This is a genomic window from Arminella tubonensis, from assembly GCF_003240585.1.
In the GTDB taxonomy this organism is placed as follows: domain Bacteria; phylum Pseudomonadota; class Alphaproteobacteria; order Rhizobiales; family Rhizobiaceae; genus Rhizobium; species Rhizobium tubonense.
Genome location: NZ_PCDP01000036.1, coordinates 116,744 through 142,180, shown reverse-complemented (window position 1 = coordinate 142,180; position 25,437 = coordinate 116,744). Strand labels below are relative to the sequence as shown.

At 61.1% G+C, this 25,437-nt stretch carries 27 protein-coding genes; 6 read left to right on the top strand and 21 right to left on the bottom strand.

Annotation, left to right across the window (positions count from 1 at the left end; translation table 11 throughout):
* Nucleotides 1-73: 73 nt before the first annotated feature.
* The 10 genes from CPY51_RS32840 to CPY51_RS15515 form a co-directional block, all read right to left on the bottom strand.
* Nucleotides 74-241, bottom strand: coding sequence for a hypothetical protein (locus tag CPY51_RS32840; RefSeq protein ID WP_195909537.1), 168 nt, complete (start codon nucleotides 239-241; stop codon nucleotides 74-76).
* 343 nt (nucleotides 242-584) lie between these two features.
* Complete coding sequence (locus CPY51_RS15570) at nucleotides 585-908, bottom strand: DUF736 domain-containing protein (RefSeq protein WP_111161135.1); 324 nt, start codon at nucleotides 906-908, stop codon at nucleotides 585-587.
* A gap of 619 nt (nucleotides 909-1,527) precedes the next feature.
* Nucleotides 1,528-1,923 (bottom strand): type II toxin-antitoxin system VapC family toxin, encoded by a 396-nt coding sequence (locus CPY51_RS15555; protein ID WP_111161133.1) that lies wholly within the window; start codon nucleotides 1,921-1,923, stop codon nucleotides 1,528-1,530.
* A complete protein-coding gene (locus CPY51_RS15550) occupies nucleotides 1,920-2,186 on the bottom strand; it encodes a type II toxin-antitoxin system Phd/YefM family antitoxin (RefSeq protein WP_111161132.1) in 267 nt (88 codons plus the stop codon). The genes CPY51_RS15555 and CPY51_RS15550 overlap by 4 nt, the downstream gene beginning before the upstream one ends.
* Nucleotides 2,187-2,268: 82 nt before the next feature.
* Nucleotides 2,269-3,210: a DUF2493 domain-containing protein gene (locus CPY51_RS15545; protein ID WP_111161131.1), complete on the bottom strand. Its 942-nt coding sequence runs from the start codon at nucleotides 3,208-3,210 to the stop codon at nucleotides 2,269-2,271.
* A 378-nt stretch (nucleotides 3,211-3,588) separates the two neighbouring features.
* Nucleotides 3,589-4,626 carry a DUF7146 domain-containing protein gene (locus CPY51_RS15535; RefSeq protein WP_111161130.1) on the bottom strand — a complete coding sequence of 346 codons (1,038 nt, stop codon included), beginning with the start codon at nucleotides 4,624-4,626 and terminating at the stop codon, nucleotides 3,589-3,591.
* A 5-nt stretch (nucleotides 4,627-4,631) separates the two neighbouring features.
* Nucleotides 4,632-9,149, bottom strand: coding sequence for a bifunctional class I SAM-dependent methyltransferase/DEAD/DEAH box helicase (locus tag CPY51_RS15530; protein ID WP_111161129.1), 4,518 nt, complete (start codon nucleotides 9,147-9,149; stop codon nucleotides 4,632-4,634).
* A gap of 121 nt (nucleotides 9,150-9,270) precedes the next feature.
* A complete protein-coding gene (locus tag CPY51_RS15525) occupies nucleotides 9,271-9,603 on the bottom strand; it encodes a hypothetical protein (RefSeq protein ID WP_111161128.1) in 333 nt (110 codons plus the stop codon).
* A gap of 104 nt (nucleotides 9,604-9,707) precedes the next feature.
* On the bottom strand, nucleotides 9,708-10,115 hold the full coding sequence (locus CPY51_RS15520; RefSeq protein WP_111161127.1) for a hypothetical protein: 408 nt from the start codon (nucleotides 10,113-10,115) through the stop codon (nucleotides 9,708-9,710).
* The gene (locus CPY51_RS15515; RefSeq protein ID WP_244598690.1) at nucleotides 10,099-10,413 is read right to left on the bottom strand and encodes a DUF6117 family protein; all 315 of its coding nucleotides are present in this window, start codon (nucleotides 10,411-10,413) and stop codon (nucleotides 10,099-10,101) included. The genes CPY51_RS15520 and CPY51_RS15515 overlap by 17 nt, the downstream gene beginning before the upstream one ends.
* Nucleotides 10,414-10,728: 315 nt before the next feature.
* On the opposite strand from CPY51_RS15515, the gene CPY51_RS15510 reads away from it, so the two are divergent.
* Nucleotides 10,729-11,907, top strand: a complete 1,179-nt coding sequence (locus tag CPY51_RS15510; protein WP_111161126.1) for a DUF1173 domain-containing protein — start codon at nucleotides 10,729-10,731, stop codon at nucleotides 11,905-11,907.
* 40 nt (nucleotides 11,908-11,947) lie between these two features.
* On the opposite strand, the gene CPY51_RS33445 is transcribed toward CPY51_RS15510, so the two are convergent.
* The 7 genes from CPY51_RS33445 to CPY51_RS15480 form a co-directional block, all read right to left on the bottom strand.
* Nucleotides 11,948-12,217: a hypothetical protein gene (locus CPY51_RS33445; protein ID WP_244598689.1), complete on the bottom strand. Its 270-nt coding sequence runs from the start codon at nucleotides 12,215-12,217 to the stop codon at nucleotides 11,948-11,950.
* 3 nt (nucleotides 12,218-12,220) lie between these two features.
* Nucleotides 12,221-12,946: a hypothetical protein gene (locus tag CPY51_RS15505; protein ID WP_244598688.1), complete on the bottom strand. Its 726-nt coding sequence runs from the start codon at nucleotides 12,944-12,946 to the stop codon at nucleotides 12,221-12,223.
* 89 nt (nucleotides 12,947-13,035) lie between these two features.
* Entirely contained in the window at nucleotides 13,036-14,226 is a 1,191-nt protein-coding gene (locus CPY51_RS15500; RefSeq protein WP_111161125.1) for a DUF932 domain-containing protein, read from the bottom strand.
* Between the two features lie 156 nt (nucleotides 14,227-14,382).
* Entirely contained in the window at nucleotides 14,383-14,805 is a 423-nt protein-coding gene (locus CPY51_RS15495; protein WP_111161124.1) for an antirestriction protein, read from the bottom strand.
* Between the two features lie 228 nt (nucleotides 14,806-15,033).
* Complete coding sequence (locus tag CPY51_RS15490; protein ID WP_111161123.1) at nucleotides 15,034-15,690, bottom strand: hypothetical protein; 657 nt, start codon at nucleotides 15,688-15,690, stop codon at nucleotides 15,034-15,036.
* A gap of 69 nt (nucleotides 15,691-15,759) precedes the next feature.
* A complete protein-coding gene (locus tag CPY51_RS15485; RefSeq protein WP_111161122.1) occupies nucleotides 15,760-17,913 on the bottom strand; it encodes a ParB N-terminal domain-containing protein in 2,154 nt (717 codons plus the stop codon).
* Nucleotides 17,914-18,013: 100 nt separating this feature from the next.
* The gene (locus CPY51_RS15480; protein WP_195909535.1) at nucleotides 18,014-18,382 is read right to left on the bottom strand and encodes a hypothetical protein; all 369 of its coding nucleotides are present in this window, start codon (nucleotides 18,380-18,382) and stop codon (nucleotides 18,014-18,016) included.
* Nucleotides 18,383-18,594: 212 nt separating this feature from the next.
* On the opposite strand from CPY51_RS15480, the gene CPY51_RS15475 reads away from it, so the two are divergent.
* The 3 genes from CPY51_RS15475 (at nucleotide 18,595) to CPY51_RS15465 (ending at nucleotide 20,242) form a co-directional block, all read left to right on the top strand.
* Nucleotides 18,595-19,056 (top strand): mobile mystery protein A, encoded by a 462-nt coding sequence (locus CPY51_RS15475; protein WP_111161121.1) that lies wholly within the window; start codon nucleotides 18,595-18,597, stop codon nucleotides 19,054-19,056.
* Nucleotides 19,053-19,649: a mobile mystery protein B gene (locus CPY51_RS15470; protein ID WP_111161120.1), complete on the top strand. Its 597-nt coding sequence runs from the start codon at nucleotides 19,053-19,055 to the stop codon at nucleotides 19,647-19,649. The genes CPY51_RS15475 and CPY51_RS15470 overlap by 4 nt, the downstream gene beginning before the upstream one ends.
* A 269-nt stretch (nucleotides 19,650-19,918) precedes the next feature.
* Nucleotides 19,919-20,242, top strand: coding sequence for a helix-turn-helix domain-containing protein (locus CPY51_RS15465; protein ID WP_111161119.1), 324 nt, complete (start codon nucleotides 19,919-19,921; stop codon nucleotides 20,240-20,242).
* 30 nt (nucleotides 20,243-20,272) lie between these two features.
* Here the strand turns inward: CPY51_RS15465 and CPY51_RS15460 are convergent, their stop codons facing one another.
* Nucleotides 20,273-20,659 carry a type II toxin-antitoxin system RelE/ParE family toxin gene (locus tag CPY51_RS15460; protein ID WP_111161118.1) on the bottom strand — a complete coding sequence of 129 codons (387 nt, stop codon included), beginning with the start codon at nucleotides 20,657-20,659 and terminating at the stop codon, nucleotides 20,273-20,275.
* A 146-nt stretch (nucleotides 20,660-20,805) separates the two neighbouring features.
* On the opposite strand from CPY51_RS15460, the gene CPY51_RS15455 reads away from it, so the two are divergent.
* Both CPY51_RS15455 and CPY51_RS15450 read left to right on the top strand, forming a co-directional pair.
* Nucleotides 20,806-21,009, top strand: coding sequence for a cold-shock protein (locus tag CPY51_RS15455; RefSeq protein WP_111161117.1), 204 nt, complete (start codon nucleotides 20,806-20,808; stop codon nucleotides 21,007-21,009).
* A 304-nt stretch (nucleotides 21,010-21,313) separates the two neighbouring features.
* Nucleotides 21,314-22,126, top strand: coding sequence for an NYN domain-containing protein (locus tag CPY51_RS15450; RefSeq protein WP_111161116.1), 813 nt, complete (start codon nucleotides 21,314-21,316; stop codon nucleotides 22,124-22,126).
* Between the two features lie 280 nt (nucleotides 22,127-22,406).
* Here the strand turns inward: CPY51_RS15450 and CPY51_RS15440 are convergent, their stop codons facing one another.
* The 3 genes from CPY51_RS15440 to CPY51_RS15430 are packed head-to-tail and all read right to left on the bottom strand — an operon-like array spanning nucleotide 22,407 to nucleotide 25,437.
* Nucleotides 22,407-22,829 (bottom strand): GlcG/HbpS family heme-binding protein, encoded by a 423-nt coding sequence (locus CPY51_RS15440; RefSeq protein ID WP_111161115.1) that lies wholly within the window; start codon nucleotides 22,827-22,829, stop codon nucleotides 22,407-22,409.
* A 1-nt stretch (nucleotide 22,830) separates the two neighbouring features.
* Nucleotides 22,831-24,573 (bottom strand): FAD-dependent oxidoreductase, encoded by a 1,743-nt coding sequence (locus CPY51_RS15435; RefSeq protein WP_111161114.1) that lies wholly within the window; start codon nucleotides 24,571-24,573, stop codon nucleotides 22,831-22,833.
* Between the two features lie 36 nt (nucleotides 24,574-24,609).
* Nucleotides 24,610-25,437: a phosphoenolpyruvate hydrolase family protein gene (locus CPY51_RS15430; protein WP_244598687.1), complete on the bottom strand. Its 828-nt coding sequence runs from the start codon at nucleotides 25,435-25,437 to the stop codon at nucleotides 24,610-24,612.

Genomic DNA, 25,437 nt, shown 5'->3' with positions numbered 1-25,437 from the left:
AAGCGTAGCTTCGGGTTCCTCGCGCCGGTCGATCCGGCGTGAGGAACCAACTGCTTCGGCTGAAGCGCCTCCCTCATTGGGGAGGCTCGGCGTCGTTTGCGCCCTCCTGTGCGGCGATTGCTGCCTTCAGTGCGGCGCGCGCTTGTTCCAGCTCCGCGGCGATCTGGTGGCGCTCGGCCGGGTCGAAGTGGCCCAGTTCAGCGCGCAGCTCCTCGACTTGCATTTCGAGTTCGTACGTCATCGTCATCTCCTTGGATAATGTGAAAGATGACGCCCGGGGTCGTGAGGATCGGGCCGGGTCAAGGATCGCGCAGCGACCGCCGGAGGCGGCGAGCGGAGGAACCGATTTTCTGACGGCACCCTTCAGGGCGTCGGCTGAAAATTGGAGGGGCCGCGATGTCCTTGAGGCGGCGCGATGCTCACGGCAGACTTGGCGTTCTGAGCAGACAGGGTTTGGTCTCGTGTGGCACCCAAAGAGAATTGATCGCGGGCTCGATGCCCGCGATCAATCCCGCAATCCTCCCGGCCGTCTGGCCTCACTCGCTAGAGCCGGCCCCGATCGCTCGGGGCCGCTCGCTTGCGTTTCAGTTCGGGTTGTTCCAGAGGATCACCTTCTTGTTCGGATCGCCGCCGGGGGCCTGAGCGAGGTTGCCGAAGATCACGCCGATCTCGGGTGCTTCCAGCTTCACCGAGAGGTATTCCTCGCCGGTCTGGCGGGCGATGCGGTTCCAGCCTGCGCCGATCTCGAAGCCGGTCTTGCGGTGGATGACGCGGTAGTCGGGGGCTTCCTCGCTCGCCTTGTTGGCGTTCGGGATGATGGCGATCGGGGCGTTGACCCGGATTGTGGCGAAGATGCCTTCGAGGATGCCGTCGGTCTTCTGCGTCAGGGTTGCGATCGTGGTGGCCATGGTTGTGTCTCCTTCGGTTGCTCGGGACCATTTCCCGATGGCGCACGAAGAGACGGCCGATCTGCTGCGGTCAGCTCGGTCAAAATTTTTGCGAAATTCTATTTTCCGCCAGAGGAAAACAACTGAAATCGAATTTCGCAAAAATTTTGACCGAGTCTTACCCCTTTAGGGGTTGGCCGCAAAAGCAGGCGGTCGTCTATACGAGCGACATAAAACGGGAATGGTTCGGGGCAACTGAAGGGCGCGACAAACCCTCATGGCTGGCCGGTCCAGCGCTGCGGGATATTGGCCACGCGCCTCGTGAGCGCTTCGCGGCCATCCGCATCGCCGCCATGCTCTCGCCTGGTCCAAACTGCTGCACGCGGATGAGCACGCCCCCTGCCAACATCACACTTGCGCCAGTCTGCAAGGTCTAGCAGCGTCCAAACTACCGTCTGCCGATCGGTCGGCAATATCGGACGAAGCTGTTCGCGGGGCGCATCGATACGGGCTTTCAGCAACTCGCTTCCAGCGCCTGGCAGTCTGAGGCGTTGGCATCCGCCAGGGACACCGCCATCTGCAAGCGAGCGGCCCCGAGCGATCGGCCCGGCCACCTCGGCGGAACCGAGCCCATCGGAGATCACGCGGCAGGATCCGAGCACGTCACGAACGGAATGCCGTAGAGCGCGACATTCCGATCCTGCGAAACGAAATGCGCTCCCTCCGCCACGGCCTGCGCCATGAGGAGATGATCGAAGGGATCACGGTGATGAAGCGGAAGAGCAGCAAGAGCGATAAGATGCGCATCCGTGATATCCAGCCGATCGAATCCCTGATCCGGCAAGATCGCAAGAATCTCTTCTATATCGGCATCGAGTTTGCCAATCCGCAGCTTCACGGTGATTTCCCAAAGGGAGACAGCACTGACGAGGACGTCGTTCTCAGGATCGCCGATAAGACCACGCGCATGGTTCCCCAGCTTCACGTCGTCGTTCAACCACCACAACAAGGCATGCGTATCGAGGAGTAGCCTCACGCCTCGTCTTCCATCGACGTCAGAACGTCTGCCGGCAAACTGTCGAAGTCTTCAGCAACTTTGATCTTCCCGCGTAACGCGCCGGGCTTGCGAACGACAGTGTCCTGTGATGGCGGCCCGATTTCCGCGACGACCTTATGATGGGAGGTTAGGACAAACCGCTGGCCATCCTCTACCTGTTTGAGGAAGGACGTCAGGTTGCCGCGAAACTCCCGCACGCCGACACGGCGGGGGGAAGATGTCTGTGGCCGGGATTGAGGCATGGCGAGGCTCCGTTTGAGTGGGAAATGTGTACACAATTCCTCCAAAATGCAAGGGTTTCCTCGGCGAGGTGAAGAATGGCGCTTACGCGCCATCTCCTTTGAGTTCCCAGACATTGATGCCGAACCGGCGGGCCTTGTCGCGAAGGTTTTCGGTGATGCCGGAACCGGGGAAGACGATGACGCCGGCCGGCATGACCGAGAGCATGTCGTCGTTACGGCGGAACGGGGCGGCCTTGGCGTGTTTGTTCCAATCGGGTTTGAAGGCGATCTGGGTGACTTTGCGTGCCTCGGCCCAGCAGGCTGCGATCCGTTCGGCGCCTTTCGGCGAGCCGCCGTGCAGCAGGATCATGTCCGTGTGCTTGGCATGGACCTTGTCGAGCGCGGCCCAGATCCGGTCGTGATCGTTGTAGTCCATGCCGCCGCCGAAGGCGATCTTGGTCCCGGCGGGGATCAGCACCGTGTTTTCGGCGTGCCGGCGGGCAGAGAGGAAATCTCTGCTATCGATCATCGCCGCGGTCATGTTCGCGTGGTTGACCTTCGAGCCGGTGCGCGGCCGCCATGCAGAGCCAGTCTGCGCTTCGAAGAGATCGGCTGCATAGTCGCGCATGAACTCGAAGGCATTGCGGCGTTCGAGGAGCGTGATGCCCTCGACGACATGGCGCTCAAGCTCGACGCTTTTCACCTCCGAGCCGTCCTGCTCGCGCTGGCCGGTGCGCTGGGCGTCCTCGTTGCGCTGAAGTTCGCGCTGGATACGCTCGCCGGCGCGGTGAAAGAGATTGACCGTCGACCAGAGAAGATCTTCGAGATCGGGCTCCAGCCGCGTGTCGCCGAGCATCTCGAACAGGGCGTCGAACATCGTGGTCAGCGCCGACTGGACCATTGGCTCCTCGGGCAGCGGACGGGGATCCGGCTCGTCCTGGAACGGGCGGTAGCCAAAGACTTGCATCTCGTAGATGACGCGGTCGGTCGGGGAAGACGCGTGGTCGGGTTCGAAGGTGTCGTCGATGGGAAGGATCAGGTTCATGATGGTCTCCGTCGGTTTGGGCCGCGCCTCTCGCGGCCTGACGGCGATCCCTGTCCAGGCGGCGGGCGGGCCGGAACCGCGAGCGAAGCGAAGCGGCCCAGCGCAGCGCCGGGCGGTTGAGGGAGGGTTTCTTGGCCCGCGAGGAGCGCCGGCTGCCACATCGGCTCGAAAAGTGGGAACCGGTTTTCGGAGTGGCCGATGCGCAGTAAAAAGCCGGCGCGGGGAAGAAACCTGACCGACCCGCTGAAGGCCAGACAGCCGCCTGGTAAGGGTCGCCTCTCGCCAGGCCCGCAGGCGCGCCTTACCAGGATGGAGACCGGCAGGGACCGGCCCTGCCAGCCACGCCGCGTCCTCACCGCCTTCTCCTCCGAGGCCGCATCACGCGGGAAGAAGGGCCCAATCGTCTTCCGGTGCGAGTTGGCCCCGGAGATTTGCGATGAGCCGATCAGGTCCAAGCCGGCGCAGATCCTCGTTGAAGTCGCCGAGTTCCGGGGTGAGCACAAGCGGCAGGATGCCGAGCGTCTGCGCCCGGCGGCTCAGTCCCTCAATGCCATGCCGGCCGGCGGCATCCGCGTCGGCGGCGACGTAGATGCGCAAGCATTTGGCTGGTGGCCGGAAGGCGGCAAGGTGGTTGGCCGTCAGCGCCGAGACCATCGGCATACCGGGCATGACATGCGAGAGCGACAACATGCTTTCGAGCCCCTCGCCCGCCGCCATGACAGGCACGGGGCCATGGACAGGAAAGCGGAAGCGCACGGCGTTGCCGAGCAGCCCGCCAAGCGCACGGCGAGGATCCTCGACCCGCGCCTTGCCGTTGCCCTCCGGATCGAGCCAGGTGCGATGCACGCCGGTGATCGTACCGGCTTGATCGGTCACGGCTGCGATCAGCGCCGGATAGCTGCTCGTCCTGCCGCTTGCGAGATCACGATAGTAGCAGGACGGATGGAAGCGGAGCGCGGGATGCAAGGATGCGCGCAGGATGCCGCGCTGACGCAGATAGCTGTCGGCCAGCGTGCCGGAGAGCCGCTCCGTCATACGGAACAGGCGTCTTGCACGTTCTGCAGCCGGTCGTTCGGCTGGCCGGCTGTCGGGGGTATCGTCCCTGCGCGACGATACCGGTCTGGCCTGGGGTTCGTTCAGGAAACGCCGCGCCTCGTCGGCGACGTCGCGGAAGTCGACCAGTCCGCAGGATTCCCGCACGAGATCGAGCAAATCGCCATATTGAGTGGTCGCCGCATCCGTCCACCTGCCCTTGCGGGGGCCGGAGAGATGAACGTAAAGCGACTTTCCCTTGCTGTTGGCGACGTCGCCAACGATCCAGTAATTGCCGGCCCGGCGGCCGGCGGAGAGGTAGTGACGGCAAACCGCCTCGGCATCGAGCGCCAGACGATCCGCCAGCTGTGAAGCGGACAGCATGACGGTCACCTCCGGCCGCCGACATCGACGACGCGATGCCGTTCGATGAGGCGCGACAGTACCGCCTGTCCGTCATCCGAGGCCGGGATGAAGAACCGGACTTTCCAGGCGATCATTTCGGAGAAGAGACCGATGGATCTCAGCCTGTCGCGCATACCGTCGGTGAAGCCGGCGAGCTCGACCCGATAGTCGTTCATTACCCGGACGCGCCGCAGCGTCATGTTGCCAGCGAGTGCGACGACCGCGGAACCGCCGAGCAGCGATTGCCAGACCTGCGCGGCCGTGATGACCTCCGTCTGATCGAGTCCAAAATTCCGGCAAAGCCGGGAGAGCCCTTCCGAAGAGATCAGCCGGCCGACGATCCGCTCGCCCTCATTCGTCTCAAGACGATAGACCCGGCAATAATCCTGCGGCAGCAGTTTCCAAATCGGCAACAGGAGGCCGGAGACTACATGCATGGTCGAGATGGAGAACTCCGGGAGATTGACGACTTCAGCGCTCCAGGCAGCGGAAAAGCTCTGCTCGTCCGCTTCTTCCCAGTTCGTTTCTTCGAGCTGTCGCACCTCGAAACGGATTTCGTCCATCGGCCGGACGAGCGCCACGCGCGGTTGGACCGAGCCGTCGTCGAGCATGATTGAACGGGTCGGAACCTGCACCGCGGCACGGCTGGACTTGCCGTTGAGCATCAGCATGGCGCGGGGATCGCGCGCGGCAAGTTTCAAAGCGTCGGCGAGCTGCATCGGCTGGTTGCGATCCATGCGCTCGATGGTCAGCAGGTGTGACTGCGCGCCGGTGACCGGATGAGTATAGACCAGCCGTCGTTTCTTCACCGTCATGCGGTCCGCCGTCAGAGTCTCAAGCCCTTTGTCATAAACGCCGGCGGCGATCGCGCCCTCGATGCGGGCGGCCAGCAACTGTTCGAAGGCGTCGAACAGGAGGTTCTGCATGGCGATGGTGAGCGCCAGCATGCGGTTGAGGAAGGTATGGATCGGCGGCAGCTCGTCCTTGAGACCCCCCTCATCCGCAACCAGCGACAGGCCGGTGATCGTCTCGAATTTTTCCAGTGAGCATCCTGCGACCCCGCCACCGTGGATCAGCTTGTAGAACTGGCGGAGCGCATCGCGGGCATATTGCGATTCAAGATTGTCCTCCGAGCGGAACATTCCCTGGCCGCCGGTCTGACGCTGCCCGCGGGTGATGGCGCCGAGCGTGTCGAGACGTCGGGCGATGGTCGACAGGAAGCGTCTCTCGGCCTTGACGTTGGTGGCAATCATCCTGAACCGGGGCGGCTGCGCCTGGTTGGTGCGATGGCTGCGCCCGAGGCCCTGGATCGCCACGTCAGCGCGCCAGCCGGCTTCGAGGAGATTGTGAAGACGCAGGCGCTGGTTCTTCGCGCCAAGATCGGCATGGTAGGACCGGCCCGTACCGCCGGCTTCCGAGAAGATCAGGATCGGCTTCTCGTCGTCCATGAAGGCGCGGGTCTCGTCGAGATTGGCGCTGCCCGGCCGGCTTTCGACGGCGAAGCGGTCGATCGTGCCGCCGTCGTCGCGGCGGACGATGCGGCGCGTGCGGCCGGTGATCTCAGCGACTCGGGTACTGCCGAAGTGCTGGACGATCTGGTCGAGGGCGGTCGGGATCGCCGGCAGGCTGCCGAGCCGTTCGAGCAACGCATCCCGGCGGGCGACAGCTTCCCGGCACAGGACGGGATTGCCCTCAGCGTCGTAAACCGGCCGCGACAGGAGATTGCCTCCGGCGTCGGAAAATTCCTCGAAGAGCTGGGTCGGAAAGGAATGGTTGAGATATTCCGCAACGATCTCGCGTGGCGTGACGTCGACCTGGATATCACCCCACTCCTCGGTCGGTATTTCCGCGAGCCGGCGTTCGGTCAGGGACTGGCCGGTCGAAATGATCTGGACGATCGCCGCGTGCCCCTCCTCGACGTCCCTGGTCGTCGCGTCGATCAGCGCCGGCGTCTTCATGCTAGTGAGCAAGTGGTTGAAGAATCTCTGCTTCGAGCTCTCGAAGGCGGAGCGGGCGGCGGCCTTAGCATTCTTGTTGCGCGTGGTGCTGTTGCTGACGATGCCGGAGGCTTCCAGTGCCGCGTCGAGATTGTTGTGAATGACCTGGAAGGCCTCGGCATAGGAATCGTAGATGCGGACCTGCTCCTCGGTCAGCTCATGCTCGAGGACGTCGTATTCCACGCCCTCGAAGGAAAGGGACCGGGAGGCGTAGAGCCCCATCACCTTGAGGTCGCGCGCCAGCACTTCCATCGTCGCGACGCCGCCGTCTTCGATCGCGGCGATAAACTCCGATCGCGTCGAGAAGGGGAAATCCGTGCTGCCCCAGAGGCCAAGACGTTCGGCATAGGCAAGCGACTCCACCTCGGACGCGCCGGTTGCGGAGACGTAGACGACGCGGGCATCGGGAAGGGCGCGCTGCAGGCGCAGACCGGCGCGGCCCTGTTGCGAGGCGGATCTTTCGCCGCGCTCGGACTTGCCGCCGGCGGCGTTGGCCATCGAATGCCCCTCGTCAAAGACGATGACGCCATCGAAACCTTTTGCGTTCCCTGTCCCGGCTTCGCCGCTCCCCGCCGCTCTTCGTTCAGTCCCAGTCGGGCCTTCAGCCCTCCCCGCCTCTTCACTCAGCCAGTCGACGATCTGCTGGACGCGAGAGCGCTTGCCCTCACGCTCGTCGGTACGCAACGTGGCGAAGGTGACGAAGAGGATGCCCTCATCGAGCTTGATCGGTTTGCCCTGGCGGAAGCGCGACAACGGCGTGACCAGCAGCTTTTCCTGGCCGAGCGCGCTCCAGTCGCGCTGGGCATCTTCGATCAGGGTCTCGGATTTCGAGATCCACAGATGGCGGCGACGGCCCTTGAGCCAGTTGTCAAGGATGATACCGGCAGCCTGGCGACCTTTGCCGGCGCCGGTCCCATCACCCAAAAACCAGCCGCGTCGAAAGCGGACAGCGCCCTCATCCTCCGGCTTGACGGCTTTCAGATTGTCGAAACTGGCATCGACGGACCAGTGACCAGCGAGGTAGCCCGAATGGGCCTCGCCGGCATAAACCACGCTTTCAAGCTGGGCGTCTGAAAGGTCGCCGGTGGTGATAACGCGCTTCGGCAGATGCGGCCGATAGCTCGGCTTGGGCGGTGCGACCGATGCCATTGCGACGGATTCGACGAGCTTGTCAGGATGCGGTTTTGCCTCCGGAATGTGGATCGTCTGCAGCCGATAAGGCTCGTAGATGCCGTCGGCGACATCGCCGCGGGTCATCGCTGCTGCATCGCGCAGTTCATAGGAGAGTTCGATGACTTCATCGTCGATGCGCGCGGGCGGTGGGGACAGGGGATGTGGCGCGCGAGCAGCGGACAGAGGGCGCGCTACTGGCGGGGCCAAGGCCGCGGGGCGCAGGGTGTCCGCGGCCTTGCGGGCGGCCATCTTCGCCGCGCAGGCGCTTGAGGTTCCATTGGAAAGCGCGCCGATGGAGTTCGACGCGGTCGAAGGCGAGCGGGGTGGAAGGCCCGAGATCCATGAAAGCAATGTTTCCAGATCGGGAGCGAGACCGTGTGACGCGATGAGGCGTGTCGGATCGGCAGCGGCAAATTTGTCGATCACGGTCAGCCGCGTTTCCATCGTGGTGCCATGCCGGGCATAGACCGAGCCATCGATCGCGGCGCTGAACAGAACAGTGCCACGTTGCTGCAGGCGGGCGAAGGCGGCGCGCCATTTGAGATTGTCGGGAGAGAGACGTGAGCCGGTGATCGCCACCAGCCGTCCGCCAGGGGCAAGCCGCGCGAAGGCGGAGGCGAGATGACGCCATGCGGCGTCGACCATGCGGCCTTCGACATGAACGCCGACGGAAAACGGCGGGTTCATCAAGACGACGGTCGGGCGGATCAAACGATCGAGATAGTCATCGATGTGGGCGGCATCATGCTGCGACACGGCCGACCCGGAGAAGAGCTGCTCCAGAAGGCCGTGGCGCACCGGCGCATATTCGTTGAGAGAAAGCCGCGCGTGCGCGAGTTCGGCGAAGATCGCCATCAGGCCGGTCCCGGCGGAGGGTTCGAGCACGGTATCGTCCGCCATGATGCCGGCGGCGCGGGACACGACATAAGCCAGTGGTATCGGCGTCGAAAATTGCTGGAGCTGCTGGCTTTCCTCCGAGCGCCGGGTATGGGTGGGGATCAGGCCCGCCACCTTGGTCAGCATCGCCAGCGTTGCCTGCGGCGCGTTTGCGCGGGCGGTGATCGCCGCGCCGAACTTGCGCAGAAACAGGACCTGCGCCACTTCGGTCGCCTCGTAGGCGTCTTTCCATGACCAGAAGCCTTCGGCGTCCGAGCCACCGAAAATGCTCATCAGCATCGTGCGAAGATCGGCTGCGCCGATGGGCTGGCCACGTTCGAGAGACGGCAGAAGCACGTGGCCGGAACGCAGCAGTTTGCCTGTTCGGCTGGTGCGATCGGCGGGGGCGAGCGAGGCGGTGGTCGCGTTTATGGCGCGGGAAGGAACGATGTTCATGGGAAACCTTGTCGAGAGCGGGAAAGGACAGGCCCGCCCGGACGCTCTCCAAGCCCCGGCAGACCGCCCTTTTCCGGCCCCTCTCTCCCTCTGGGCGATCAAGGCGGCGGGCGCCCGGCCTTCAGCCGGGCGCGAGCTTGAGATTGCCGAATGCCGCAATGCCGGCGACCGATACCTCGTGCAGGACGGCATTGCAGCCGGCGGCGATCCAATCGGCAGCCTCCTCGTCCGACAGCTCGTGGACATGGACGAAATGACGTTCGGCCGTGGTGCGCTGGCGCTCGAAGGCGTCACGGTCCTCGAAGGCGTAAAGCGTATCGCCCGGGCCGTCCCAAAAGACGATCGCGAAGCAGACGGGTCGAACGATCTGCGAACGGAAATTGAGGAACACCGGTGCGACCGGTGCGACCGGCGCAGAAGCCGGGCGGGGGCAGTCGAGTGCAGGCCTGGTCATGATACTCTCCTGAAAACGTGGAAAGGCCCGGCGCTCCATTCGGAGCACCTGGCCTGGTTGGAAAAGGTTGGAAGAAAGATTGGTGGGGCGTTCTCCCCAGAGCGTCAGCGTGGGTCGGAGACCGCACCTTCGATAAAGACCTCGTCGAGGTTGGCTTCGAGAAGCTTCAGGATCCGGCCGTTGACGGCGACGCATTCGTTGATCCAGTTGCGATCGAGCTTGCTGTGTCGGTCGAGACGGCCGGCGGGCAGATAAACGATCGTGAAATGCGGATACTCCTTGCCATCTGCAATGACATGGAGATGCGGACCCTCGACTTCTGTCACGATTCCGCCCGTGCCATAGGATGTATGGACCATCATGCCGGGACAGACGAGATCGCCGACATCCGGCGCGCCGGAAGGCGTCGAACGATAGCGGCCCGGGTCATATGCGCCGAGCTTCGCCGAGAACAGGGAATGGGCGAGATGCTGAAGCATCTCGCCGGGTCGGGGTTTACGTCGGATCTGCATCGCTCTCTCCTCTGTCGTCGGCGGTTGGCAAGCGGCTGTCGGTTCGAGCCCGACCCGCCGTCAGGAAGCCTTGAGGATTGTCAGGATCCGGGGGTAGGTACGCATCGTAGGGGTTCCCATCGGACAGATGCCCAAACGGTGTGAAAACCCGGTCGGTCCCGTCGTACCCGACAGCACACAGGACATAGCGGGGTTCGCTCGTTCGGGAATCCAGGCATTCCATCAGGGCGAGGTTGCCGTCTGCGGCTGCGCGCAACAGGGTATGGAAATTGGCCTTGGCATGGTTGGGTATCGTCATTCTATCCTCCTAAACAGGAAAAGCCCGGCTTGCGCCGGGCGAAGGGTTCTGAACTCTGGTGGCCACCGATCTCACAGCCGGAAGGCATAAGAGATCGCGCCGATCATCTGCACGGTGCTCGGCCAATATCAAGCGGCGCCGAAAGGCTTTGCTCCAGCCCGAACCCGCCGTCCCTCTGCTGGCCGAACTCGCCCTCTCCGCCCCGCAGGCTTCATTGGCATCGCGGCGTTTTACTGTCGATATTTTAGATAGTAAAACACATGGTGGCCGTGTAGCTTCGACGACGGAACGGGGAGAACAGAGGTGCGAAAATTCATGATCGATGGACGGGTGATCGAAGAATCGTCGCATGATTTGCGGGCATTCCTTCCGCAGGCCTACGAGCAACGGCTTCGCCCGATGTGCATGTGCAAAGAACCGTCCGTGCCGATGTACATCGCCAGGGTCGAAGACCAATATCTCATCAAGCGGATGCCGCTGTCGGGACGCGATCACGATCCTGCCTGCCCCTCCTATGAGCCTCCCTACGAGCTTTCCGGCCTTGGCCCGTTGATCGGCAATGCGATCCAGATCGATGCCAACGGCAAGGCCGACCTCAAGCTGGATTTCTCGCTGACGAAACGCGGGCCTCGGGCTGCACCCAGCGCGACGGCTGAAGCGTCTGAACAGGGCATCCGCAGCGAGCCACGGAAATTGTCGCTGCGGGCGATGCTGCATTATCTCTGGGAGGCTGGCGAATTGACGGAATGGCGTTCGACCTGGGCTGGCAGACGCGGCTGGGGCCGGGTGCGAGCAAGCCTTCTCAATGCCGCCGCGCAGATGACGGCAAGAGGTGCTACCTTGGGCGACATGCTCTTCGTGCCGGAAGTGTTTCATCCCGAAGACAAGGATGGGATCGCCGCCCGGCGCGCCGCGGTGCTCAAGGGCGTGCAGGCGACGGGTGCCGGTCCTCGCAAGCTGATGATGATCGTAGCCGAAGTGAAGGAGTTTTCCGCCGCGCGTGAGGGGCAGAGGATCGTCGTTCGGCACATGCCCTTTCCGCTGATGATCGAGGAGGGTGCATGGCGGCGGCTCGCCGCGCGCTATGAGGTGGAGCTCGAACTATGGCGATCAAGCGAGGCGTTCCATCTGATCGTCGTCGCCACCTTCGGTGTCTCAGCCGCCGGCATCGCAGCGGTCGAGGAGGTCGCGTTGATGGTGGTCAATGAGCACTGGCTGCCGTTCGAGGATATTCACGAGTTGCGGCTTCTGGAAAAGCTCAGCCACCTCAAGCGAAAAAGCGTCAAAGGCTTGCGTTTCAATCTGGCGCGCGATGCGCCGATCGTGTCGGTGACACTGCCGGAGCAGAAACCGGCTCCCGTCGCCATGTTCATCGTGCCGGCGAGCGCCGGAGAGGAATATGAGCAGGCGCTTGCGGAGATGATCGAAGCGAGACCCGAGATCACACCATGGGTCTGGCGGGTCGCGGAAGGCGATATCCCGCGGCTGCCTTGAGCCGCAAACGCGCGGGTCGGCAGGCGAGCGCCTCTCCTCATCAGTCGACTTGGCATGAAGCCGGGTTGAAGCTCGATGTATTTCGCGCGACGACATCCTGCCGACGGCGCCTGACGGCCATCATCACGTCTTCAAGGAACTCTTCAGGTTCGCCTTCGCGGTAGGCTCCGTCCTCGGACCAGAGCAAGGTCTCCATGAACGCTGGTGCGAAATCGAAATCGAAGGTGAAACCTTCTTCCTCAAGGTCCTCGAAAACGGCGTCATGGACATCAAGCGCGAGGGGCACGATCGCGCGAACATGGGAACGCATTGCCTACCATCCGACAGTATCCCAGACTTCCGACATGCGGACGATATTGTCCGGGACCGGCCGCCCGTCCTGATGCAACCCACGGAAATAGAGCATGGCCTCCCATATGCAGAGAGCCGTCTCAAAGTCTTTCACGGTAAACGGGTCGCGTGCAGCGGCACCGGTCAACGTGCCGTCGTGCTCTGAAGAGGCAGCCGACGATGCCTCAGGCAGAAGGGCCCTGTCCTGAAGCCTGAACCGGGCGAGAAGGTCCTCGCTGGTGGCGTGATGGATGGCCTTGGCGGTGATCAGCGAAACGCTGGCGCCGAAGCTTTCCAGACGTTGCGAGGGGTGGTTCATCCATTGAATCACCGTGACCTCGCGCAGATCCGGTGATCGCGCGACGATTCCCTGCACCACGAACTGCCACGGGAACTGGCTGAGGTCGATTTCGATCGTTGCATCGTCCTCGACCGTGTTGCCGCCTGCTGGCAGAAGTGCGAGGACACGGTCGGCGATGAATACGCTGAGCGGATCCCCGGCGTATTGTGCTGACGCGCGAAATGCAGCGACCAGTTCGCCGCGCGCCACACGGACCGGATTGGTCGGTGCGACATCCGTGAATAGGACAAGGCCCGCTTGCGTTTCGCTGCACTCGAGCACATTGGTGAGGATCAGCATTTCGAGCGGGCTGATGTTTGCCAGTGGAATAGGAGGATGGCTGTAGATTCTGGTTTCGAGCGTTGTCATGATGTTTCCTTTCCGGGAACGAGAAAAACCCGGCGCGATGGCCGGGCGATGAAAGGGATGGATAAGGATTTGTGGTAGAGTTGACGTGGTCAGGCCGCGCTTTCGAGCAGTCTCTTCGCCTTGCCTTCAAGTTCGAGCCGGGTGTCCTGATGCGACTTTCCCCGCGCAAGGGCGGTGATGCCCTGCACAAAGTCAAAAATCGACTCCGGTGGTCTTCCCTCCTCGCTGAGAACGGTTTCGATGATCTTGCCGGTTTCGGCCTTTGAGAAGCCGCGTTTGCGCAGGAACTCCGAGCGATCGTCTTCGTTTCGGGCGACGATGCGTTCACGAGCGGCGCGAATGCCGGCAATGAATGGTGCGGGCGAGGAATTGGCGAAGTTCGTCAACGCCGGGGCTGCTTCGTGGGCGAAGCGCTGGGCAGCGAATTTCGAGTGACGGATGGTGATTTCCTCGAAATTCTCTGTGCCCCAAAGATTCCTGTTGGCACACACTGCCCGCAGGTAAAAGCTGGCAATTCCAAGTGTTTTCGAACCCACCTCGCTGTTCCAGGCATAGAAGCCGCGGAAATACAAATCAGGTTCGCCGTTCGGCAGTCGTCCGGCTTCGATCGGGTGAGTGTCATCGCATAGAAAGACGAACACGTCGCGATCGCTGGCGTACAGCGTCGTGGTGTCCTTCGAGATGTCGACGAAGGGATTGTGCGTCATGGTTTCCCATGACAAGCATCCCGGAACCTTCCAGATGGTATCTCCGGTGCCATTTCCGGCAATGTTCATGATGGCGGCGATCAGATCCTTATCCCAAATCCGGCCGTATTCGGGACCGGTCACCGCCCGCAGTTCAAGGCGGCCGTCGTCCATCTCGAGCGTTTTGACCATTTCGGCATTATGATTGAGGAGCCCGTGCTGGAGATTGATCGCCGCCAACGGCGCCGGCAGCTGACGCATGTAGCTCGCAGGTGCGCCAACCAGGCTGCAGAGCTGACCGTAGCTCCAGTGTGTCGGCGCCAACGGCTCGCGCCCGCCGGGAACGATCAGCGACAGGCGTTCGGCATTGTCGCGGGTCGCCTCGACGCGGATCTCGGCGGTCTCGACCGTGCGAACGCGAGCGCGCTCCGTTCGGGCGCTGACGGCGCGATGCAGATCGGAAAGCGACAGATAGCGCTCGTCGTCGGGACGCGAAAACCATTCCGACGAAACGCGGCCGATGCGTTCGCCGCGGGATATATCGACCTTGAATCCAGACGATGTCGGTTGCGGGTTGGAAATCATGGTGTTCATGATGAAGTCTCCTGAAACGAAAGAGCCCGGCTGACCGCTCTTGCGACAACCAGGCTGGTGAGATGGACGACGAATTGCGGCCGCAAGACCCTGCTGACAGGGCAATGCGGTCAGGAAAGACAAGCGCGCCGCCCGAGGGCGACGGGGGGCTAGTGGTCAATCGATCGCCTGAAAGATCTCGGCGGCTTCGGGGTGGTCAGCCGAATAGGCGTAAAGACGGCCATAGCCTTCCGAGAGTTGCTCGGATTGATGCTGGAAGGAGAGATGCGAGAAGGCAAAAAGCGTGGCGATAATCCCGGCAGCCTCCGCCGAGACTTCCCCCTGAAACCCGGTGATCTCGCCGGTGATCCGGAAACGTGATTTGGATCTCGGAGCCAGAAACAGCGGCTTGCTCTCATGTTCGTAGAAATCCCAGAACCCGCCGCCATAATCGAGGGGGCTGAGCCGCTCCATGAGGCTGTAGACCGCGTTCTCGCCGATCATCAGGAGCGAGCGCCCGAACAGGGTGGGCAGGAATTCCAGGCGGCGCTCGTCAGTGACGATGGAGGCAGTTTGGGGTGTGACTTCGGATATCGACATCGATCTTTCTCCAGAGAGGTAACGGGATTCTAGCCGGGCGCCCTCTCTCCACGGCCCGGCTTCGCCCCTCTCCCCGGCCCCACTCTTCCCCTGCAGGCGGGCCGCAGCCGCGGCTTTTGCCGGCGCGCATAAAAAGAAAGATGCAGACGTCGGGCTGGGTTGAATGAAAAAGCGAGGTTCTGAATTGACGGTGAACCGCGTTGAAAAGTCAGAGGGGTCCGACAGGGCTTAATCCGGATGGAGGCGCCGGTACGCCGTTCGGATCGCTGCCATCGCCGCATGAAACTCGGCATTGCCCACAGCATCGGAGAGATCCATCGTTGCAACGACGGACTCGCAAGCCGATTGGATCTCCTCGTCGCTCACCAAATCTGGTGAAAGCCCCTCGAAGTCGCGATCGACCTCAAGCACGGCGACGATCGCGCTGCGGACACGTTCTTCCTCTAAACGTGCAAGGACATGGCTCGGCTTTGGCGCGTCGGCCGGCTCGGTGGGATCGGGTGCGTAAGCGAGAATCGCCTCGCCCCGCGCAATCGCCCAGGCCGATTTGTCCAACCAATCGACTGACGGAGATCGCGCCGCCTGGACATCGTGGAACAACATCTTCAGCAGACCGAGCAGGATCTCGAAGTGGTGAGCGCGGCGCTGAACTGCTTCATCAAACTGCGAAGGTATTGTGATCGGCGATCCGGCATAGGCGGTGTTCTCACCCTCCCAGATGCCGGTCACATGGATCTCGCCTGAGGAATCGTAGTCCTTCTTCAGGGACTCCCAGTCGTCGTCGCCGAGGGCCGCCTTGCAGGCAGCTTCGGGCGTGTCGGCGATATAGGTCCCATGCCGAAATATCGGCAAGGTGTAGGTCGTTTCAATCGTGTAGGCAGGCATGACGGTGCTCCTGAAAACAGAGAAGCCCGGCGCAGTGGCCGGGCTTTCGTGAGTGAGGGTTTGAGGGCGTTATTCGGCGGCTTCGAGATGTTCGCCGTCATCATTGATCGGGTCGGCGGCCGCTTCTGCGGCTTCCTCATCTGCCGTCAGGAAGGCTGGCAGATCGACTTTGGCGGCTTCGGCCGTATCGTCCTCGACAACAGCGTCCGCAGCCGCAGCATCGACCTCTGCCTCCGCGGCGATCTGATCGACCGGGAGCCGCAGCACTTCGGGGAGCCATCCGCTACCTTCCAGCAGCCGGGCGGCTTCGCGCGCCATGTCGGGCTTCTTGAGATGATCGATCAGTTGCGCCGACTGTTCGCCCTTCGCCTCGCGGACCGCCTGCAGGATATGCGCCTTGGTCACGCGGCCGAGATAGTTGTCGACCGTCGGCGTCCAGCCGGCCGCGACCATGCCGAACTCGAGCGAACTGGCAAGCTGCTTGGCATGAGCCGTTTCCTTCGTCCGCCGGTTCCACGCTTGCACGGTTGTGTTCACCGACAATGAGACGCAATGGGCAAACAGTGCCATGCGGCTATCCTGGTCGAGCGCGATCAGATAGTTCCAGACCTCGTCGGCGTTGCCGGGAAGGTCATAGCCCCAGGATTCCTGCCGCTGTTCGATCTCCTTTGCCCAGACCGTATCGCCGAGCCCCTGCGTCTGGCTGAACGCGGTGTGCTGGAGCGTGATCTCCAGGCACGAGTCAGCCCCGTATCTGTAGAAGATCTTCAGGACCGCGACATGCAGAGCGGCGATGAAGGCCATCATCGGGTCATTGGCCAGAGCATTGCGGAGCGCGACGGTGCGGGCGGCCGTCAGATCCTCGATGATGCGATCGGAAAGCGGACGAACCTTGCCGTCGTCTTCTTCCGGTTCTTCGACGCCGACAGGCTTGCCGTTGACCGAGATGCCGCCGTTCGCGGCAGGCGCAGCAGTGTCAGTCTCGCCTTCACCATCACTGTCGCCGTCATCGGCATCGACGCCGTTCGGCTCGGCGACGGGTTCGTCTTCCGGCCGGACGAAACCGCGTTCGATCTTCGGCTCGCCATTGGCGGCAAGCGAGATGAAGGCGCCACCGCGGGAGACTTCTTCCGCGTCGAAGACGTAGGGCCGGTCGTTGAGGGCATCCAGCTCGCCGCCGAGTTCCTCAAGCCGGGCCTCGGTTTCCTCGGACTGGTCCTCCGCCTCGGCGTATTCCGCGTCGAGCCTGACGTATTCCGCCTTCAGCGCATCATAACGTGCAAGCTCTTCGTCGGTGTATTCGGCACGTTCGCCGTAGAATCGGCGAAGACCGGAGGTATGGCCGTAGGAGAAGTCGAACGCGGCCTCGACCCACTTCCAACCCTCGTCGGCCTTCAGCGTTTCGGCGTCGGTTGTCAGCTTTTCGAGTACGAGCTGTTCGAGCAGCGCCGGATCCTGCAGCCATCCGCCATTGTCCTGTTCGAACAGGTCGCGCATCACGACACCGCCGGCTGCCTCATAGACGTCGATGCCGACATAGACGGCGCGGCGATCTGAGGCGCGGACCGCGGTTTCGGTCAGCATCCGCCGGATATAATAGGCGTCCTGATTATGCGATCGCGAGATCGTGTCCCAGACCTGCTCCTGGCGAACATGATCATTGGTGATCGAGAATGCCATGACCTGGCCGAGCTTCATATCGTCATTGGCGTAGAGCTCGAGGAGACGCGGCGAGACCGAAGCCAGCCGCAGGCGCTGCTTCACCGTTGCCACCGACATATGGAAGCGGGCGGCGATCTCTTCTTCATCGAGCCCCTGTTCGCGAAGCGTCATGATGGCTCGAAACTCGTCTAGTGGGTGCAGATCGACGCGCTTGACGTTTTCGGCCAGCGAATCCTCTACTTCGAGAGTGTCGCCCTTGCTGACGATGCAGGGAACGGCTGCCGTCTTCGACAGCTTCTTCTGGTTGACCAGCAATTCGAGCGCGCGGTAGCGGCGGCCGCCCGCCGGAATACGGTAGATGCCGGTCTCGTTGCCGTCGGCATCGACTTCAGCGCGGACGTTGAGACTGGTCAGAAGCCCGCGATGGGCGATATCCTCGGCAAGCTCCTCGATCGAGACGCCCGCCTTGGTCTTGCGCACGTTCTGCTGGCTGAGAACGAGCTTGTTGAAGGGGACGTCGCGCCCTGTGTTGAGCGTGATTTTCTGGATGGCCTGTGCCATGTCGTTTCTCCGTGGCGGATTGGCCGGAGCCTCTCTCCGACGACCTCAACCCGCCACAAACACCCCCTCCCCCCTCTCCCTCCAACCACACCCCCCACCATCACCGGCTCCGGCCGGCACCCACCTCGTCGCCGGGTGCAGGCAGAGGTCTGTTCAGCCAGGCGGCCAGCTGCTTTCGCATGATGCCGAACGGCCCGCAGATTTCCGTTACAGGCGCGCTCCCGGTCACAAAGCCGTCTTCACGGAACAGCTCCACGAAATGGCTCATCACATCGAGATAGAGGGCACCGCCGACCAGGCAGACTTCGACGAACGGCAAGATGCAATGTGCCGTCATCGAATTGATATGGCAGCCCGGATGTTCGCCGGATGGCATGACGCGTCGCTGGGTCGTCGGGCGCGGCCATCGCGTGCCGAGACCGCCCGTTTTCATGGCGGCAGCAATCTCGGGGGTCAGTCGTGAAGTCATCGAGACGGTCGGAGCGAAGAAACAATGCAGGTATGTTTCTCCCCGAATCCAATAATCAGATTACAGTCTGATATCTTATACGCAATCTACATACCATAGGCTGATATAATAACTCCAATGATCACACTAGAGTTTGAATCATGCGTATTGATGATCAGCCTGTGTACTGATACACATAGTCATAAGATCAGCTTGCAGCTTGAGACACATAGATGAAAAGCGACAGTCGGAAAAGGGGGCGCCTGCGCCTCGATGAAAGACTTCGGGCGCTCCAACCGATTGACCGGTTCAAAGCGCCGCCGAAAGGATGGGTGCGCGCACTACGTGACGCGCTCGGGATGACGGGCGCTCAGCTCGGCACACGCATTGGCGTGCGACCTCAAACTGTCGAAGCCATCGAGAAGTCGGAAGCCGCAGGCACGATCCAACTTAAAACCTTACGTCGCGCAGCTGAGGCGCTGGATTGCACGCTCGTCTACGCCCTTGTTCCAAACAGTTCACTTGAGACTGTCATCGAAACGCGTGCGAGGAAAATCGCAACGCGCGAGCTTCAGGCCGTCGCGCATACAATGCGCCTTGAAGCTCAGGGCACAGACGATGCGGATTTTGAAGCTCGCGTCCAGGCATACATTCGCGACAAACTCTCTGAGCGTGACCTCTGGAACGAGACATGACGGACCTGTTTCAGGAGCCGGAGGACGCAACACACCTTGAACCGCATGAGCGAGAGGGACTGCTGCAGACATGGATCACGCACCGCCGTGATCTCAACGAGGCGGAGCAGGAAAACATCGTCGAGGGCGCAGCCTGGGCGCGCGGTCGCCGGCGCGTATCGCATGAGCGAATGCTCAGCGAAGACTTCATGCGAACACTGCACAAGCGGATGTTTGGCGACGTCTGGGAATGGGCCGGCACCTTCCGAACGACGGAGCGCAACATCGGCGTCCAAGCCTACCGCATCGGAGTGGAACTCGCGAGCCTGTTAAGCGACGTCCGCTATTGGGTTGAACATGAGACATTTCCGGCGGATGAGATTGCGGTCAGGTTCCACCATCGCCTGGTCGCAATACATCCGTTTCCAAACGGAAATGGTCGTCACGCTCGTTTGGCGGCCGATCTTCTGATCGAACGTCTTGGCGGCGAGCGTTTCAGTTGGGGCGGCGGAACTCTGGCCGATGTCGGTGAACTGCGCACTCATTATGTCGCGGCCCTTCGCGCAGCAGACAATCATGATATAGCGCCGTTGCTGGAATTCGCGCGCTCCTGAGAGACGCGGCCCCTGTGCGCATCGTTCGCCTTGAAAGGATCCAAACCTTCGGCACCCTCTGTCATTGAGCTAAGTCGCTGATGTGTGTGAAGCTCCAGCCAGTTTCGCCGCCGTTCTTGGAGCCGTTCTCGCCTTGCGGCCTAGCACGCTTCTCTCGCTGGCTGCGAATGCGAAGGGTGCCGAGGATCCGGGTAAGCGTTACCAACTTGACGGCTCCGTCATTTTGCCGTATTTACAGAATTCTGTAATTTTAGAGTTTGGAACTCGCTATGACACAGCTTGAATACGACAACATCTTTGAAGCGATCACGGACGATCCGATCGAAGCTGCGGATTTGACGTTGCGATCGGATCTCGTCAACACGCTTGTTGCCATCTTCAAGGAACGCGGCTGGAAGAACGCCGATATCGGCGCGGCACTCGACATCCCGCAGTCGCGTGTCAGTGAACTCGTGCGCGGTAAGATCGCCATCCTTTCAATCCAGAAGCTTTTTGGCTACCTGGCAGTCCTCGGCTATCGCTTCAAGCCGTCGCTTGATGGCAACCATCACGTGGTTTGCCGTGTCGAAGAAAAACAAAAAGAGGCCGCATAACCGGCCCCTCCTTGCTCCAATTTCGGAGTGTTATTTCTTCGTCGGGCTTTTGGCTTTGGCCGCCTTCGCTTCAGCCTGGGTCACTTCCCGGACCTCTGCCATCATCTCCTTGTAGCGGGACAGTGCAGTGTCCATTTCCTTCTGATCAGCCTTTTCGCTGGTCTTGGTAAAGGCGTGGAGAATGTAGAGGGTGTCGAGGTGCTTTGCGCAGTAGACGGCTCTATAGGCGGGCGAACCGTTTTCGCGCAGCTCAATGACGCCCTTCCATTCGCCTCTGGGGACCTTGAAGTCATCCAGCGGGTCCTCGCCCTCCTGAACTCTCCGGATCTCGCCTGAAAAATTGATCCTAATATCTGTCGGCAGGTCCATAAAGGCGCGTTTGGCGCCTTCGTTTACAAACTTAAATTTCTTGGACATCTAGTTTCAAATTCCTCATTGCTTATAGGACTCTCTTTCTCCCGCTAAGCGGGGTTGGGTTTCAGCCTGGATGCAAAGCGCAAGCAGACCTACAAACTTTAGTATAGCTTGGAGTCAGAAGGCTGCGAAATTGAAAAGGAACTGTCATGCCCACCGGTACTGTTAAATTTTTCAACGATGAAAAGGGATTTGGTTTCATCACGCCGGAGACTGGCGGAACGGACGTGTTCGTTCACGTGTCCGCTTTGCAGCAAGGTGACTCGCTCAGAGAAGGTGACAAGGTCATTTTCGAAGTTGGCCAGGACCGCAAGACCGGAAAATCGAAGGCTGAGAACGTTAGCGTGCTCTGACGTGTCGGCCGTGAGACCAGCCTGATCATCAAATCTGGGCAAGCTGGTCTCTTCCGCGTTCTACAGGGCTTACTGAAAATTACGGCTCTTCACCTTCAACGTATCCATGTTCAAGTCGGGCACTTGTCCCGAGTTGGAGACTATGCCGAGCCCGTTCCCTAAGACGCGAGATTTCCGGTCGGACGCTGGTGTCAGAAGCAGACGATCGCACCAGGCTCGTGCTGACCGGGGCGTCGTCGAAACCGACCGTGTCGTCTATTTCCGCAATAGCTCTCGAATGACATTATGGAAAAGGAACGCTTCAATGGCAGAGGCAAACGCAACACTGGCGCTGATCATCGACGGCGACAACGCAACGCCCAAAATCGTCAAAGGCTTACTCGCCGAGATCGCCAATTACGGAACCGCCAGCGTCAAACGTGTCTATGGCGACTGGACCAAACCCAATCTCAACGGCTGGAAGGAATGCCTGCTCGAACATTCTATCCAGCCGGTCCAGCAGTTCGCCTATACCACCGGCAAGAATGCCACCGATGGCGCGATGATCATCGACGCCATGGATCTTCTATACACCGGACGCTTCTCCGGTTTCTGCATTGTCTCCAGTGACAGTGATTTCGCCAGACTTGCAGCGAGGATCCGCGAACAGGGTGTGACCGTCTACGGATTCGGAGAACGCAAGACCCCTCGTCCCTTCATCACTGCCTGCGACAAGTTCGTCTATTTCGACGTCCTCAATGCGTCGGGCGAAGAACCGGCTGCCGTCGTTGCAGCAGCAGAGCCCGCTCAGAAGGCCACCAAGAAGGCGACACCGGTCCAAGGCGCTGCGCCGGTTGTCCCAGTCACCCCCGTTAAGAGCAAGATCGACAAGATCCTGATCGATATGCTGACCAAAGCCGTCATCGCCACCGCCGACGAAGACGGCTGGGTCAATCTCGGTGCTGTCGGCAGTCATGTCGCAAAGCAGTCACCCGAATTCGATTCCAGAAACTACGGCTTTGCCCGTCTCAGCGAACTCGTCGAGGCGACGGGGAAATTTGACATCGACCGATCCGGCAAGTCGCAGAAAGGCGTCCTCATCCATCTCAAACCGGCATCCACCGCGACCAGAAAGTAAAAGGAGCATTTCGATGGCACGCAAGTGCATTGAGGAACGCCTCGCCCAGATCGAGGTCCAGCGCAAACTCTTAAAGCCCGTCTCCGCCAACAGGAGCGCAGGGATGATGAACGCCACAAGGTTCTGCTCGGGGCCCTTGTGGCGCACTTGCATGCTAAGAGTGAAAGACGGCAGATCGTAAGATAGTGGCCGAAAACAGATCGCCCCGCGGCGGTGTAGCGGAGCGATCTAAGCGCTTAGAAATGCACTGTAAGCAGACCAAAGCTGTGAACGCGGCGCCTTACAAGGAGGCGAGAAAGCGGTCCACGCCTGCTTGCGCACACTCATGGTCCTGGGCAGGCGTTCCGGAACTTATTCCGATTGCACCAACGACCTGCCCGTCGACAACCACCGGAACGCCGCCTGCAACAACCATCAACCGGCCACCGATGGCCGAGTTGATCCCATAAGCGGGCTGTCCTGGTTGGCTTGCCGTACCATAGCTCTCGGTTGTCCGTTTGGCACCTGCAGCGGTGTAAGCTTTGTCCTGGGCAATGATGCTGCTGGTGATCTTGCCACCGTCCATCCGTTCAAATGCTATAAGCTGTCCGGACTCATCGCAGACTGCTATGCACATAGGTACACCGATTTCCTCAGCCTTTGCTTTTGCTCCTTCGACAAGGATTTTTGAATCCTCGAGGCTTAGTCTTGTTATCGTCAGCATCTCACGACCTTTCGTCATCTTTGCCAGCGATTGCCTTGGCCGCCCGGTAAGCAAACACAATACCAGGACCGATTGTGATTCCCGCGCCTGGATAGAGACCGCGCATGAGTGACGTTGCATCGTTGCCACACGCGTAGAGCCCTTCGATCTTCTGCCCGCTTTGATCGAGGACATGCCCCCAGGTATCGGTTGCAAGCCCCGTCGCGGTACCAAGGGTTGCGGGGACGATCGGCAGTGCGATGAAGGGACCGACCGTGATCGTACCCAGGTTGGGATTCGGCTTTCCCACAGACGGATCGCCAAGCATGCGATTGAACGCCGACTCCCCGCGCTGGAAATACGGGTCCTTGCCGGTACGCGCATGGGCATTGTGCTCTTCGACTGTCTTTTCCAGCTCCGAGGCGCTGACGCCGATCTTTTCGGCCAAGTCGGCGATCGTTCGGCTCACCTTGATGTAGTCGACTTGTTCGTAGGCTTTGGTTCCCATCGTCCATGGCCATGGCAGCATGTGTCCCATGCCCCGCTTTTTCAGGAATTCCGAGTCGCAGATGAAGTAGAACCGCTTGTCCTTCGGGTAGCCATTCCGGAACATCGCCAGGCAAATGTCATGATATGAGTTTGACTCGTTGACGAAGCGTCGGGCGTCGGGCCCTATTGCGATTACTCCCGGTCTCCCGCGGTCCAGCCACCCGTATGGAACCGTCTGCTGGCCACCCTTCTTGTCACGAAGAATCGAAACCGGTGTCCAGAATCCGGCGCTTGCAACGTCGTTGTCGATGGTTCCACCGATCTGCTGGGCAATCTTTATGCCGTCACCGGTAGAATCCGGATGCGCGAGTGTTTCGTCATGCTGGTGGGCCCCGCTCAGCGCCTGGCGCAGGCCCGCATCTCGCGGAAAGCCACCGGTCGCGAGAACCACGCCCTTCTCCGCTTTGATCCGGATATCCCGACCTCCGCGACGAACGACCGCTCCGATAACCTTCTGATCCTCGATGATCAAACGGATCAGCGGCGCTTCTGTCCAGATCGCTACGTTCTTCTTTCGAAGGCTAGTGATGAACCGGGCGATGAGCGCGTTGCCCCCGCTGAACTCTGTGCCGCGCCGGTAGGAAAGGCGGTCGCGAGCGTAGCGCCCGACCCGCTTTAGCACATGACGCATCGAATCCAAGGATTTGAGAGGGTTCAGAAACTTCATCACTTCGCCGGAGGAAATCATCATCCCACCAAGGACGACACGAATGGGATCGCCGACCAGATCAAAATCTTTGCCAAGAAGCCTGCCATCGTAGGGAGCTGGACTGAGAGCGCGCCCCGAATCGACGCCGCCGACTTGAGAGGAATGATAGTCGGGCGCTGATGCCAGTGTGAATTTCACCTCCGTGCCGTCTGCGATTTGCGTCAATGCTGCAGGGCCGTCCGTGAGATATGCGTCGACGAAGTCCTCGCGATAATAGTTTCCAAGCTCGTTCCTCAGGTAGGTTCGAGCGTTGTCGATGCTATCGTTGACTTTTGCCGCTTTCGCCTGGGGAGAGCATGGCACCCATATCATGCCGTTCGACAGCGCAGTGGTACCCCCGAGCTTCGCGGACTTCTCGCAAACGAGAACTTTCAGGCCTGATTGGGCGGCAAAAAGAGCGGCAGAAAGGCCGGCAGCGCCACTGCCGATGGCGACGACGTCATAGACCTCTTCCCATTGGGAAGCATTGGCAGGGTGAAGAGCAATTGGCGCGGATGAAACGGTCATAGTCAGTCTCGCTGGCTAGTGGATAAATCGAAGGGTTCAGGAGCGCGGAACGGGCACAGACTTGAATGCTTTCGCAACGGCCATGACGGCACGCTCAATGGGGATCCGCTCGATCGATGATGCGCCGACGAAGCCGACACAGCCCGTGTGGCGATAGACCTCCGCCGTGTCCTCCGGCTCGGCAACAGCGCCGCCATGGGCGAGAAGGATGACATCGGATCGAACAGCTCTGGCCGCGTCATTGATCTTGTTGATCTTCAAGATCGCTTCCTGGATCGCCTGGCCCTCGTCGTGACCGACCAATCCTCCGCGCGTCGCCCCAACGTGGGGGACGATGCAGTCGGCGCCCGCGTCGGTCATCGCCGCCGCGTCTTCGGCGGAGGCGACGTAGGCCATCGTGAAGATGCTCTTCTGTCTCGCCAACCGTATCATCTCGATCTCTCGCTCGAAACCGAGCCCGACGCGCCCTCTTCGGTCGCGCCACTTGTCGCCCATGGTCGAGATGGTCGGATAGTTGATAACCCCGGAGTAGCCGGCAGCCCAGAACCTGTCGAGCAGCCGGTCGAGGTCGAGGCGCACGGGATCCCAGGCCTCGATCCCTCCAATGACGGGAACGTCCGAGACTACATTGCGGATTTCCTCCGCCATCTCGATCGTTCGAGCGTTGGAGTCACCGATGCGGCTCGTTGGAAGGCCCATCAAACGTGAAAGACCCGTGCTGTAGACGACCAGCATGTCGGCGCCGCCAAGTGCCGCACATTTGGCGACCAAGCCGCAACTGCTACCCGCAGCGAGAATGGCGTTTCCCTTCGCCGTCTGCTGCGCGATGGCCGCCAGGATTTCCGCCCGTTCAAACATTTTCAT

Coding starts and splice junctions, on each gene's coding strand:
- CPY51_RS15530 (WP_111161129.1), bottom strand. CDS start 9,149: ATGAACATCGTTCCTTCCCGCGCCATAAACGCGACCACCGCCTCGCTC.
- CPY51_RS15490 (WP_111161123.1), bottom strand. CDS start 15,690: ATGCCTGCCTACACGATTGAAACGACCTACACCTTGCCGATATTTCGG.
- CPY51_RS15485 (WP_111161122.1), bottom strand. CDS start 17,913: ATGGCACAGGCCATCCAGAAAATCACGCTCAACACAGGGCGCGACGTC.
- CPY51_RS15520 (WP_111161127.1), bottom strand. CDS start 10,115: ATGCAGATCCGACGTAAACCCCGACCCGGCGAGATGCTTCAGCATCTC.
- CPY51_RS15440 (WP_111161115.1), bottom strand. CDS start 22,829: ATGCTGACGATAACAAGACTAAGCCTCGAGGATTCAAAAATCCTTGTC.
- CPY51_RS15545 (WP_111161131.1), bottom strand. CDS start 3,210: ATGAACCTGATCCTTCCCATCGACGACACCTTCGAACCCGACCACGCG.
- CPY51_RS15550 (WP_111161132.1), bottom strand. CDS start 2,186: ATGCCTCAATCCCGGCCACAGACATCTTCCCCCCGCCGTGTCGGCGTG.
- CPY51_RS15465 (WP_111161119.1), top strand. CDS start 19,919: ATGACACAGCTTGAATACGACAACATCTTTGAAGCGATCACGGACGAT.
- CPY51_RS15500 (WP_111161125.1), bottom strand. CDS start 14,226: ATGAACACCATGATTTCCAACCCGCAACCGACATCGTCTGGATTCAAG.
- CPY51_RS15570 (WP_111161135.1), bottom strand. CDS start 908: ATGGCCACCACGATCGCAACCCTGACGCAGAAGACCGACGGCATCCTC.
- CPY51_RS15505 (WP_244598688.1), bottom strand. CDS start 12,946: ATGACAACGCTCGAAACCAGAATCTACAGCCATCCTCCTATTCCACTG.
- CPY51_RS15495 (WP_111161124.1), bottom strand. CDS start 14,805: ATGTCGATATCCGAAGTCACACCCCAAACTGCCTCCATCGTCACTGAC.
- CPY51_RS15435 (WP_111161114.1), bottom strand. CDS start 24,573: ATGACCGTTTCATCCGCGCCAATTGCTCTTCACCCTGCCAATGCTTCC.
- CPY51_RS15525 (WP_111161128.1), bottom strand. CDS start 9,603: ATGACCAGGCCTGCACTCGACTGCCCCCGCCCGGCTTCTGCGCCGGTC.
- CPY51_RS32840 (WP_195909537.1), bottom strand. CDS start 241: ATGACGTACGAACTCGAAATGCAAGTCGAGGAGCTGCGCGCTGAACTG.
- CPY51_RS15450 (WP_111161116.1), top strand. CDS start 21,314: ATGGCAGAGGCAAACGCAACACTGGCGCTGATCATCGACGGCGACAAC.
- CPY51_RS15535 (WP_111161130.1), bottom strand. CDS start 4,626: ATGCTGTCCGCTTCACAGCTGGCGGATCGTCTGGCGCTCGATGCCGAG.
- CPY51_RS15515 (WP_244598690.1), bottom strand. CDS start 10,413: ATGACGATACCCAACCATGCCAAGGCCAATTTCCATACCCTGTTGCGC.
- CPY51_RS15475 (WP_111161121.1), top strand. CDS start 18,595: ATGAAAAGCGACAGTCGGAAAAGGGGGCGCCTGCGCCTCGATGAAAGA.
- CPY51_RS15510 (WP_111161126.1), top strand. CDS start 10,729: ATGATCGATGGACGGGTGATCGAAGAATCGTCGCATGATTTGCGGGCA.
- CPY51_RS15480 (WP_195909535.1), bottom strand. CDS start 18,382: ATGACTTCACGACTGACCCCCGAGATTGCTGCCGCCATGAAAACGGGC.
- CPY51_RS15455 (WP_111161117.1), top strand. CDS start 20,806: ATGCCCACCGGTACTGTTAAATTTTTCAACGATGAAAAGGGATTTGGT.
- CPY51_RS15470 (WP_111161120.1), top strand. CDS start 19,053: ATGACGGACCTGTTTCAGGAGCCGGAGGACGCAACACACCTTGAACCG.
- CPY51_RS15430 (WP_244598687.1), bottom strand. CDS start 25,437: ATGAAAATGTTTGAACGGGCGGAAATCCTGGCGGCCATCGCGCAGCAG.
- CPY51_RS15460 (WP_111161118.1), bottom strand. CDS start 20,659: ATGTCCAAGAAATTTAAGTTTGTAAACGAAGGCGCCAAACGCGCCTTT.
- CPY51_RS33445 (WP_244598689.1), bottom strand. CDS start 12,217: ATGCGTTCCCATGTTCGCGCGATCGTGCCCCTCGCGCTTGATGTCCAT.